The organism is Actinoplanes sp. ATCC 53533 (assembly GCF_003947245.1).
Map to the genome: position 1 here is coordinate 1 of NZ_QHHV01000186.1, position 11,616 is coordinate 11,616.

General features: G+C 68.6%; 10 protein-coding genes. 4 read left to right on the forward strand and 6 right to left on the reverse strand.

Translation table 11 applies throughout. The annotated features are described in order from the left end of the window. Positions 1-11: 11 nt before the first annotated feature. Positions 12-1,832 carry an ATP-binding protein gene (locus DMB66_RS45105; protein ID WP_125810271.1) on the reverse strand — a complete coding sequence of 607 codons (1,821 nt, stop codon included), beginning with the start codon at positions 1,830-1,832 and terminating at the stop codon, positions 12-14. Between the two features lie 425 nt (positions 1,833-2,257). On the opposite strand from DMB66_RS45105, the gene DMB66_RS45110 reads away from it, so the two are divergent. The 3 genes from DMB66_RS45110 (at position 2,258) to DMB66_RS45120 (ending at position 5,351) form a co-directional block, all read left to right on the forward strand. After that, a complete protein-coding gene (locus DMB66_RS45110; protein ID WP_125810272.1) occupies positions 2,258-2,851 on the forward strand; it encodes a hypothetical protein in 594 nt (197 codons plus the stop codon). 310 nt (positions 2,852-3,161) lie between these two features. After that, positions 3,162-4,346 carry a S8 family peptidase gene (locus DMB66_RS45115; RefSeq protein ID WP_233625297.1) on the forward strand — a complete coding sequence of 395 codons (1,185 nt, stop codon included), beginning with the start codon at positions 3,162-3,164 and terminating at the stop codon, positions 4,344-4,346. 60 nt (positions 4,347-4,406) lie between these two features. Continuing rightward, on the forward strand, positions 4,407-5,351 hold the full coding sequence (locus DMB66_RS45120) for an acyltransferase domain-containing protein (protein ID WP_125810273.1): 945 nt from the start codon (positions 4,407-4,409) through the stop codon (positions 5,349-5,351). 44 nt (positions 5,352-5,395) lie between these two features. On the opposite strand, the gene DMB66_RS45125 is transcribed toward DMB66_RS45120, so the two are convergent. The 5 genes from DMB66_RS45125 to DMB66_RS45140 all read right to left on the reverse strand — a co-directional run bounded on the left by DMB66_RS45125 (position 5,396) and on the right by DMB66_RS45140 (position 10,188). After that, positions 5,396-6,259 (reverse strand): glutathione S-transferase C-terminal domain-containing protein, encoded by an 864-nt coding sequence (locus tag DMB66_RS45125; RefSeq protein ID WP_125810274.1) that lies wholly within the window; start codon positions 6,257-6,259, stop codon positions 5,396-5,398. 102 nt (positions 6,260-6,361) lie between these two features. After that, positions 6,362-7,117: an amino acid ABC transporter ATP-binding protein gene (locus tag DMB66_RS45130; RefSeq protein WP_125810275.1), complete on the reverse strand. Its 756-nt coding sequence runs from the start codon at positions 7,115-7,117 to the stop codon at positions 6,362-6,364. Next, complete coding sequence (locus tag DMB66_RS63090) at positions 7,114-7,881, reverse strand: amino acid ABC transporter permease (RefSeq protein WP_199752996.1); 768 nt, start codon at positions 7,879-7,881, stop codon at positions 7,114-7,116. Before DMB66_RS63090 ends, DMB66_RS45130 begins: the two co-directional genes overlap by 4 nt. 24 nt (positions 7,882-7,905) lie before the next feature. Next, a complete protein-coding gene (locus DMB66_RS63095) occupies positions 7,906-8,775 on the reverse strand; it encodes an ABC transporter substrate-binding protein (protein ID WP_199752997.1) in 870 nt (289 codons plus the stop codon). A gap of 213 nt (positions 8,776-8,988) precedes the next feature. Further along, complete coding sequence (locus DMB66_RS45140) at positions 8,989-10,188, reverse strand: S8 family peptidase (protein ID WP_125810276.1); 1,200 nt, start codon at positions 10,186-10,188, stop codon at positions 8,989-8,991. Between the two features lie 237 nt (positions 10,189-10,425). Between DMB66_RS45140 and DMB66_RS45145 the strand changes: the two genes are divergently transcribed. Further along, a complete protein-coding gene (locus tag DMB66_RS45145; RefSeq protein ID WP_125810277.1) occupies positions 10,426-10,908 on the forward strand; it encodes an NADPH-dependent FMN reductase in 483 nt (160 codons plus the stop codon). Positions 10,909-11,616: the final 708 nt, after the last annotated feature.

The following is an 11,616-nucleotide window of genomic DNA, read 5'->3' on the forward strand; positions in this document are numbered from 1 at the left end:
GGGCCGCGGCGTCATGATCGCCGCCCAGCAGCGGCGTATGCCATACAGAGGCTCCGCCACGAGTACGGCGTCCCGCGATGCGTCTCGCCGAGCACGCGAAGATATTCGCCGAGATTGTGCTCGTGTAACGCCACCGCAGTGGAGGCCCGATCGGGAAGCCCATAGTCATTGGACGACTCGAGATAGTTGTTCGCCAGGATGTTGCGGGCGTTCAGAGTCTCCGGGTGTGTGTCGCCCAGGTGTTCTTCGCGCCATGTCACGACCTTGGTGTTCAGCGCGATGGCCTCGTCGTGCCGGCGCTGTCCACCGTAGGCGAGCGCGAGGCCCGCGGCGGCGTCGATGGTGTCTTCGTCATCGGCGCCGAGCAGGCGTTCATGGTCTTCCAGAACGGTCCGGCCAAGGTTGATCGCCTGGGTGTGCTCCCCGACCATCCACAGTTGGCCGATCATCCATCCGCGCAGACGCAGCAAGGGGCGGACCTCGTCTGAGTTTAGGCGTCCGGAGGCGGTGTCCCACAGCGCGTTGATCTGCAGCACTGCCTCCCGGCTTTGTGCGCGATGCTCATCCCATGGTCGCGATCGCTCCACGATGCGATCGCGGAATGCCGTGAGTAGCGCCGCGGCTTGGCCAACCCGCTCGGCCAACTCACCGGAACGCTCGTCGCGGTCCTGCAGAACCCGGCGGGTGAATCGGTGCATGATGATGGACCGGTCGTTGACGTTGAACGCGACCAAGGATGACTCGGCAAGCACCGCAACAGCCGAGTCGGTCTCATCACCGAACCCGTGCAAAACGGTCCGAGAGACCCCGACTGGTGACAGTACGGCGATAAGGCCCGCCAGTTCGGCTACGCGGCCATCCGGGTCGGGCAGCGAGGTGAGGGCCAGCAACACGGCGCGGGCGGCACCGAGGCGATAGCCGTCACCCGGTCGCCGGGTCAAAGCGTTCTCGATCGACTGGACCTGCAACCGGGCTAGAAGCTCTGGGTAGCTAAGGCTCCGGGTCCGCATCGTCGCTGCGGCCTGCGCGAGGGCGAGCGGAAGGTGCCCGACCTCACGCGCCACGGCACGAGCGCCGGTCTCCTCTTGCGGGCCGAGGCGTTCCTGGAGGTATCGCAGTGCTTGCTGCTCAGTGAAGGCCTCGACATCGACGGTGGAACCGAGCTCCTCAAACGATCGTTGCGTCGTGGTGATGACGATGCGCGCGTGGCCAGCCGCGGGGAGCCATCGAGTTAGCAGATCAGCCTCGACCGCGTTGTCGAACACCAGAAGGCAGCGGCGAGGCGCGGTCGACTCTAGCCAGGAACGCGCCTTGCCCGCGGCAGTCTCGTCATCGTCCATCGGTGCGCACAGGCCGAGTGCCCGGCCGAGCCGGCCGAGGCCGCTGATCAACTGGGTCTCATCCTCGGCGACCACCCAGGCCACAACCGGCCAACGCCGGGTAATACATGTGCGGGCCACAGCGGCCGCGAGTTGCGTCTTGCCTACCCCGCGGGCGCCGGTGAGGGCTGTGACGACGGTGATCCGGCCGGCCCTGGTCAGGCGTCGGCGGAGATCGTCGCGTGGCTGAAAGGCGGGCGGCTCCCGCGGGATCTCCCCGATGACGAAGCGACCCTGCTGGGAGACTCCGCCGGGTCCAGAGGCCCACACCCCGAGCGGAAGAGAGAGGACCGCCGCGGTCAGGCCGGCCAGGGAGAGTTCGACGTCAAGGTCGAGGCCGGGCACAACGGCGTGACAGACGGCCCAGACCGCAAAAAACGCCGCCACGATCGTCGCCAACGCAAGCGACCATCGGCCGACATTGCCCGTGATCACCCAGCGTCGTCTGAGCACAACCGCATTATCACCCGCCACCGCAACAATGCGTCGAGGTGCGCCGGGAAGTTGAACGGCCACAGAAGGCTAGAGATATGGCCCATGGTTACAGATCGCACGCCAGCTCCCTGGATGCGGTGGCTGTGGTGGGGGTTAACTGCTTCTCCAGGTCAACCGGGTTCCAGCCCGGGGTTGGACGCCGAGACGTTGTCTGCGACGATCGGGGACCTGTCGAGGGAATGCCCAGCCTGCGGCACCCGACTGGCGTTCACCTTGGCGCTTGCCAAGACCCCGGAGATCGACACCAGCGACCCGGACGCACTCGTGGTCAGCGCCGCGGCCAAGATTGTCAGCATCCGGGATCGGGGTCGGCCGTATGGACCACTCCTCATGACTGGCTGACCGGATTTGAACAGATGGCGATGCCACTACCGTGTGACAGCGTGACGTCTATCGCGCAATTGGCGGCTGAGACCGCATCCCAGGAAGCCACCCCCGCCGACTGGACCGAAGCCATTGCCACAGTGGTCGCCGCAATCGGTACTGTCGGTGCGCTGATCTACGCAGCGATCGGTCTAGCACGTGAGCGGCAGACGCGGCAGTACGAGATAAAGCGAATCGAAGAAGATCGTCGGGAAGAACAGGACATGCAGGCCCGGACAGTGGTCCTGCACCATCCAACGCTTCCCTCCGCGATTGAGAATGGTTTGCACTACTTCACCTCTTATAGTGTACATTTTGGCAATTATGGCATACATCCGATTACCAATGTCACCGGAGTTCTCACTCATCGCGAGACCAAACTTGAAGTCGTATTTGGCAATGGTGGACCGACGCCGCTTGCTGTATTGAATGCAGGAGACGTCAAGCAGTTGAAGTGGAATCTGGCGGCTCACTCCATCCAGCATCCTGTCGAGATTGAGGCGCACAATCTGGCCAATCTTTTCAAACTTGAAATGCAGTTCACAGACGTCCACGGCATTCGTTGGTCTGTGCGCCCAGGACTCGGCCAGCAGCCGTCCCGCGTCTACGCGTGATCAGGCCGCAACGTCAAGGGTGCCGCGTACGAGTGGCCGCCAGAGCACTGGGGGTCTTGGTTGCGTACCGGCCGGTGTTCAGGCTGTGGTTGCCGACCTTGACCGGCTTGCATCCACACAGCAACTGAATGGACATCGAACTGCGGCTCGCCCAGTATCGGGCGGTTCCGGCGTCCGTCCACGGGTTGGTCGCGCTGCCAAGTTCGCTGTGTGACCCGGGCGACCTGGTCGACCATTATTCACATGTGTCGATTCGCCTGCTAGCGTCACTTCGCGTGGTTGCGTGACCACCCAACGTGGGGAGGTTCAGGTGAGAACAGCCATCCGTCGAGGCGTCGCCGTTGCGGGCGTCGTTGTTCTGTCGGTCCTCGGATTGACCACCGGTGCGCAGGCGGCACCGGCCGAGGCAGACGTTCTCTCGGTGTCCGGGGCCGAGGTGGTGCCGGACAGCTATGTCGTCGTTCTCAAGTCCGGCAAGGTCGCTCGCGCGGTCGCCGCCGAGCATGACGCGAGCGTGCTGCACACGTACACGAAGGTCTTCAATGGTTTCGCGGCGACCATGTCGGCGCGTCAGGCGCGGCAGGTGGCTGCCGATCCGGACGTCGCGTTCGTGCAGCCCAACATGGTCCACCGGAGCTCCGACACGCAGACCAACCCGCCGTCCTACGGCCTGGACCGCATCGACCAGCGTAACCGCCCGCTGAACCAGGCATACACCTACAATACGAACGCGGCGAACGTGCACGCCTACATCATCGATACCGGCATCCGCACCACCCACCAGGACTTCGGTGGGCGCGCCGTCAGCGGGTTCGACGCGGTCGACGGCGGTGCCGCCGACGACTGCAACGGCCACGGTACGCACGTCGCCGGCACCGTCGGTGGCAGCGCCCACGGTGTCGCCAAGGGCGTGCAGCTTGTCGCCGTGCGCGTTCTCAACTGCGAGGGCAGCGGGACCACCGCGCAGGTCGTCGCCGGCATCGACTGGGTCACCGCCAACGCGGTCGAGCCCGCCGTCGCCAACATGAGCCTCGGTGGCGGCGCCGACACCGCCTTGGACAACGCGGTACGCGCGTCGATCGCCTCCGGTGTCAGCTACGCGATCGCGGCCGGCAACGGCCTGTTCGGCCTGTTCGCCCTGGACGCCTGCACCCAGTCCCCGGCGCGGGTCAGCACGGCGATCACCGTCTCCGCGACCAACAGCAGCGACGCCAAGCCGTCCTGGGCCAACCGCGGCACCTGCGTCGACGTCTTCGCCCCCGGCATCAGCATCACGTCGACCTGGGCCACCGGCGACACCGCCACCAACACGATCAGTGGCACGTCGATGGCCGCACCGCATGTGGCCGGTGCCGCCGCGCTTTACCTGGCCACCCACCCGGGCGACACGCCGGCGCAGGTGCACAGCGCCATGATCAGCAACGCCACCACGGGCGTCGTGACCAGCCCCGGGTCCGGCTCACCGAACCGGCTGCTCTATACGGGCGCCTTCTGAGTGCGGCGAGCCGGGTGGAGTTCCACCCGGCTCGCACCGCCGCTCGGTAGGGTCGTGCGCGTGGATCTGGAAAGCATGGCTTCGCGGCTCGGGGTGCCCGTCGAGGACGTCGATCGCGTGCACCGGCTCGCCGGCGACCGGCAGTCGGCTCCGTTGCCCGCCAGGGCGGACGCGCCCGGGATTCTCGACCGGCTCGCGGTGCGGCCAGACGACCGCGCGGAGATCATGGCCGGCTGGCCCGACTCCGGCTCTCCGCTGTGGACATCGGAGCTGCGCTGGCTGCTCGACCGCTCGATCGCCCTGGTCCGCGCCGATCTCGGGGGTCACGGCTGGCTGTCGCCCGGCCCGGTGCTGCCGCGCGGGCGGGGTCCCGCCTGGCGGCATCTCTACGCGTACGCGTATCTGGCCCTGGTGGACGTGGTCACGGCGTACCACCGGGACCACGGTGTCGCCGAGGCCGTGTCGTGGGCGACCCTGGCGGACCTGGGCCGCAACCTCGCGATCGACCGGCGGATGCACGGCGAGGGCTGGCCGGTCATGCAGAGCTGGCTGACGTTGCACGCGCGCGGCGGCGTCTACGAGCTGGGCCGGCTGCAACACCAGCGCGGCGGCACGGCCATCGGCCTGCACATCCCCGAGTCGGGCCCGATGACCCCGGAAGCGGTCACGGCGTCGCTCGACGAGGCCCGTGCGTTCTTCCCGCACCACTTTCCCCGCGAGCGTTACACGGAGTTCTCCTGCGGCTCGTGGCTGCTCGACCCGCAGCTGCTGGAATATCTGCCCGAGGACTCCAACATCGTCCGGTTCCAGCGGAGGTTCGAGCTGGAGCCCTACGAGGAGCCGGAAGGGCTGGACGCCGATGTGGAGGCGCTACGGTTCGTCTTCCGCACCCTGAGCACGCCGCTCGACCAGCTGCCGCGCCGCACGATGCTCCAGCGCGCGATTGTCGATCATCTGAAGGCCGGTCGCCACTGGCACTGGCGCCGGGGCCACTTCCCGGTTTAGCTCAGCCGTCGGCCACCTCGAAGGCGAGGCGTGTCCGCGAGGTGTCACAAGGTCCAGTCGGGCACCTCCGCGCCCGGCCGGGTGAAGGCGGCGAAGTTCGTCGTGTCGTGGAACGCCGAGATCCGATACAGGGCGCGCGCGTAGCGCCAGAGCCGCGGGTAGACATGCAGCCCGGGATTGATCGTGCGGTGGGCGTTCGGCCCGACGTCGTAGCGGACCAGCGTCACCCAGAGCCGGATGTCAGCCTCGGTGAGCACGTCGCCGATCAGAAACCGCGAGTGCGCCAGCCGGGCGTCGAGGCGTTCGAATGCGTCCAGCAGCGCCGCGCGGGCAGCCTCCGAACCACGGGCCGCGGCGCCCGCGCCCTCGTTGACGGCCGGGCGCAGCCAGCCGTTCAACTCGTCGATCCGGTCGCGCGATCCGGGCGGGTAGGTGTCCACCGGGTCGTCGGCCAGGTGCCGGAAGCGGGTGGTGAGGTCGACGCCTATTCCGCCGGCCTCGTTGCTGACGACCTGGGTGGTGAGCCTGTCCCACAGCATAGGCACGGCGACGTGGCCGGTGTAGCCGTCGACGGTCGCCTCGTAGGCCTGCCGGAGCAGGGTGAACCCGTTGACCGGGTCCGGACCGTACGTCTCACGGAACGCCCAGCCGCGCCCGTCGCGGTCGTCGTCCACGTAGGACATGGTCACCAGGTCGTGCAGGCCGGCCAGCTCTCGGGTGATCGCCACCTGCTGTGACCAGGGGCAGAACCAGCCGCCGTACACGTGATAGCGGAACGGCCGGGCGGTGAACGGCCCGTTCTCGGTGATCCGGCCGCGGAAGGATGTTTCCGGCGTGATCCGGTATTCGCCGTAGCGCTCGACGTCGACCGGCGTGGCCAGGCGGGTCATGGCGGAAGGGCGCAGCATGCGGATCCTCCCCTCTCGGTCCTGAGACCGTCGTGGGCGGTGCAGTCACGTACTTTATAAATCCTATATGCAAGCTAGGATAATCGCACCCGGGCGCGACGGCTACAGCACCTGGGAGAGGAACTGCCGCAGGCGTGGACTGGTGGGAGAGTCGAAGATCTGGTCAGGCGGGCCCGCCTCCACCACCACGCCGCCGTCCATGAAGGCGACCTGGTCGGCCACCCGGCGGGCGAAGCCCATCTCGTGGGTCACCACCACCATGGTCATGCCCTGGGCGGCGAGGTCGGCGAGCAGGGCGAGGACGCCCTTGACCAGTTCCGGGTCCAGCGCGGAAGTCACCTCGTCGAACAGCATGGCGCGCGGTGACATGGCCAGCGCGCGGGCGATGGCCACCCGTTGCTGCTGGCCGCCGGAGAGGTTGCCCGGCCGTCGGCCGGCCTTGTCGCGCAGGCCGACGATGTCGAGCTGACGGAGGGCCACCTCTTCCGCCTCGGCGGCGGACGCCCCTTTCAGTTTGCGCAGCGCCAGGGTGATGTTCTGCAGGACGGTCTTGTGCGGGAAGAGGTTGAACTGTTGGAACACCATGCCGACCTGCCTGCGCAGCTGGTCCGGGTTCCAGGTGGCCGTGTCCTCGCCGTCGAGCAGGACCTCGCCGCGGTTCGGCTCGATCAGCCGGTTGATGGTGCGCAGCAGGGTGGACTTGCCCGAGCCGGACGGCCCGACGACGCACACGCTCTGCCCGCTCGGGACCTCCAGGTCGACGCCGCGCAGGACCGCGTGGTCGCCGAAGGACAGGTGCAGGTCGCGCACCTCCAGCCGTACGGGATCGGTTGTGGTCCATGGGGTTCGCGGGGTCATCGGGCCGCCACCTCGCTGAGGGCGCCGGCCTGCGGCGGCGCCGGATCTTCGATGCGTTCCGGACGGCCGGAGCGCAACCGCCGATCGATGAGGTTGACCAGGTGCGTCAACGGCACGGTCAGCACCAGATAGAACAATCCGGCCAGCAGGAGCGCCGACTCGTTGCCGGTGTTGGCCGCGTAGTCCTGGCCGATCCGGAACAGCTCGCGCTGGCTGGCCAGCAGGCCGAGGAAGTACACCAGGCTGGAGTCCTTGACCAGCGCGATGAACTGGTTGACCAGGGCGGGCAGCACCCGCCGGATGCCCTGGGGGATGACGACCAGCCGCATCGCCGTCGGGTAGGAGAAGCCCAGGGCCCGGGTGGCCTCCAGCTGGCCGTGGTCCACGCTCTGGATGCCGGACCGGAAGATCTCCCCGATGTACGCCCCGGCGACCAGTCCCAGCGCCAGGATGCCCAGCGGGTACGGGTTGGTGCCCCACAGTCCGAGTGCCAGTGGGGCCAGGCCCACCCCGATCAGCAGAATCGTCACGACCACGGGCAGCCCGCGGAAGATATCCGTGTACACCCGGGCCGGCCAGCGCAGCCATCGCGTGCGGGAGATCCCCGCCACGGCGAGGAGCAACCCGATCACGGTGCCGAGGATGGCGGAGAGCAGGGCCAGGATGAGCGTGTTCGGCAGGCCGACGGTGAGCATCTCCGGCAGGCTCTCGCGCATCGAGGGCCAGTCGAAGAAGGTGTGCCACAACTGGGTCAAGGTGTCCACGGACGTCTCCCTCCGGACGCCGGGTCAGCCGGTCGTGCTGGGGCTGGCGGCCGCGGGCGGGGTCGCGGCCGTGCCGCTGCCCGGCTTGAAGGTGTCCGGGACCGGCCGGCCCGGGTAGTACTGCGCCTGCAGCTTGTCCCAGGTGCCGTCGGCGATCACCTCGTCGAGGCCCTTGTTCAGCGCGGCCAGCAGAGCGTCGTTGTCCTTCGCGACCGCGAAGGCGGTCGGTTCGGAGCTGAGCTGCTTCTGCACCATCACGATCGCGCCGTTGCTGTCGCCGGCGAGCTTCTCGCCGATCTCGGCGGGGGCGATCCAGGCGTCGGCGGTCTTGGACTTGAGCTGGTTGACGGCGCTGTTGTAATCGGGCACCCGGACCGGGTTCAACTGGTTCTTGGTCGCGTAGTCGTCCTGCACGGTGCCCTGCACGACCGCCACCCGCTTGCCGGCCAGGCCGCCGAAGCCGGTGATGGTCGATCCCTTGGGCACGTCCAGCCCGAAGTAGCCGAAGTCGTAGCCGTTGGTGAAGGCCACGGTCTTCTTCCGCGCCTCGGTGATGGTGATCGAGGAGCTGCCCACGTCGAACTTCTTGGTGTTCACCTGCGAGAGCAGGGCCGAGAAGTCGGTGCCGACGAACTCCACCTTCAGGTTGAGCTTCGCGGCCACGGCGACGAGCAGGTCGTTGTCGAAGCCGGTGAACTTGCCGTCCTTGAGGTAGACGTTCGGCGGGGCGTCCGTCAGGGTGCCGGCTCGGATCGTCCCGGCCTGGACGAGGCGGTACGGGTTCGCGGTGCTGTCGTCGGACGAGCTACCGCCGCCGCAGGCCGCGACGAGCGCCAGCGCGGTGGCAGCGACGACGCTGAGCGTGGCACGGACCAGCGGAGGGCGAGCAGACAAGATTCTTCTCCTTCAAATCCCAGTAACCAGAGAGAGTAACTAGGGAAAGGAGCGTATGGCCCGACCGCCCCGTACACCGAATCGACTGGACCGTAAGTGACGGCCTTCACCAAGCCGTCGTGCTCGCCGGCGTCCCCCTCGCCAGTCAGCGTCGAGATGGAGCGGGCCCGGCCCCGGATCACCGGTGCCGGGCCGTGGCGCGCAGGGAGCGGTTCAGCTGGACAGTGTCGCGGTGTAGAGCAGCCGGTTCGGTGAGCCGCTGCCGGGGCTGGTGACGACCCCGGTGGTGGCCGCGGCGACGATCGCCGCGTTGACGGTCGCCACCGGTGCCCCGGGGTGGGCGGTGAGGTAGAGGGCGGCCGCGCCGGCCACGTGCGGCGAGGAGAACGACGTGCCGCTGCCGGTGTAGGTGGCGGTGTTGCTGGTGCGCCAGGCGGAGGTGATGTCGACGCCGGGGGCGAACAGGTCCAGGACGGCGCCGTAGTTGGACCAGGAGGCTCGTGCGTCGGTGCGGCCGGTGGCGCCGACGGTCAGGGCCTCGGTGACCCGGGCGGGCGAGGTGTTGGCGGCGTTGACTCCGGAGTTGCCGGCCGCGACGGCGTACGGGATGCCGGCGGTGATGGATCGCCGCACCGCGGCGTCCAGGGTGCTGCTGGCGCCGCCGCCGAGGCTGAGGTTCGCGACCGACCGGCCGGGCACCGCGTTGGCGGTGACCCAGTCGATGCCGGCGATGACCCCGGCGGTGGTGCCCGATCCGCTGTCGTTGAGGACCCGGACGCCGACGATGTTCGCGTTCTTGGCGATGCCGTAGGTGCTGCCGGCCGCGACGCCGGCGACGAAGGTGCCGTGCCCGTTGCCGTCCTGTGCCACGTTGTCGCCGTCCACGGCGTCGTAGCCGTAGCCGGCCCGGCCGCCGAAGTCCTGGTGGGTGACGGTGATCCCGGTGTCGACGACGTAGACGGTGACGCCGCTGCTCGGACCGTAGGTGTAGGTCTGGCTCAGCGGCAGGTTCCGCTGGTCGACGCGGTCCAGGCCCCAGGGGGCCGCGGTCTGGGTGTCGGTGATCCGGACGCTCTGGTCGGCCTCGACGGAGGCCACCGACGGGTCGGCGGCCAGCCGGGCGGCCTGCCGGGCGCTCAGGTGGGCCGTGTAACCCTCGATCGCGTGGCCGAAGACGCGGGAGACGGTGCCGCCGTAGCGCCGGGCGAGCTGGTCGGCGCGGGACTTGTCGATCTGCGCGCCGTCCTTGAGCACGACGAGATAGGTGCCGGCGATCGCGGACGGGCTGTCGGCGTGCAGGATCGTTCCGGTCGGCTCGGCGGCGATCGCGGGCGCCGCGCCGGCGACGGCGAGGGCGGTGCCGACGAGGACGGCGGTGGCGGTGCGGCGGTGCCGATGGCGGGCGGGTCGCATTTGTTCCTCCTGGTCTTCCGGCGTCCGAATGACGCCTGGGAATGACGCTAGGCGGGAACCTTTGATTGATGATCAATGATGCATTAGGGCATTGACAGCATCTTGATACGAGCCTGCGAACGGCCACGCGCCGACCTGGGCCCGGTGGCGCGGCGTAGTTGCACACTCGACGGATGGTGCTGTGCCGGGTCAAGGCCTGATGATGGCGGGAGATAGCTGCGACACCGGGAGGGCCGCATGTCGGACGTTGTCGTGATCTCCGGCCATCCGCGCCCTGGATCGAGGACATTGCAGCTGGCCATGGCGGTGGGGAAGCGCTTCGCGGCGCACCGCGGCCACGTCACCTTCGTGACCATCGATGTCGCGGAACTCGGGCAGGGCCTGCTCGCGCCGGCCGACGCCGCCACCGGCGAGGCGCTGCGGGAGGTCCAGGACGCCACACTGCTGATCGTGGCGACCCCGACATGCTGGGGCACCTACTCCGGTGCGCTCAAGGTGCTGCTTGATCAGCTGCCGCCCAACGCTCTCGCCGGTGTCTTGGCCGTCCCAGTGGTCACGGCCGACATCCAGGCGCGGGCCGATGCCGCTGAGGCGTTCCTCGCCAGACTTCTGAGCGAGCTGGGAGCGGATGTCGTCGACTTCGGCCTGACCGCGATCGGGCCCGAGCTCGCCGACCCCGCCGCGGTCGCGGACCAGTACGCCGAGGCGATCGGCACCTGAGCCCGACCAAACCGGCGCCTCAGGCGGCCCGGGTGGCGAACAGGCGCCTTGCGGGCGAACGCCGGGCGCCGTCGCGGACCAGTACGCCGAGGCGGATCGGTGATCAGGTAACGGGGCCGGGAGGGCGGCCCGGGTGGCGAACGGGCGCCTTGCGGGCGCGCGCCGCGAGGTCACCCACCAGTAGCGCATGGTGGCGGTCGGCCATGGGTTGGTGACCAGGCTGGTGGGAGTCTGGCACCAGCGCGAGCAATCCGCCGGCCAGACCGTCCGGCGCATCCGGCGGGCCGGCCAGCGGCCGTAGCCGGTCATGGCGGCCTCGGTGACCTCGACCGCGCCGGGCAGCAGGCGCAGACACTTCATGATGTACCTGACCTGGCATTCGATCATGAAGACGTTGGAGTTGTGGCCCAGGATGGTGCTCGGCCCGTGCACGAGGAGGAAGTTCGGGAAGCCGGGCACCGCCGGGCCTCGGCCCCTTCCGACCATGAACCGTAGGAGCCGGGGATGGCGCTCGCGGCGCGATCGCCCGGGCATTCCCGGCAATCGTGCGCCTGCACCTGGTGTTTCCGATGGGGAAGCAGAGCAAAGGGCCGGCAACACCAACACCCGCCGGCCGGGCCGCGCGGCGATCAGCGAATCGGCACGTGCTGACGACCACCCCGGCAATCGTGTGCCTGCACCTGGTGTTYCSGATGGGGAAGCAGAGCA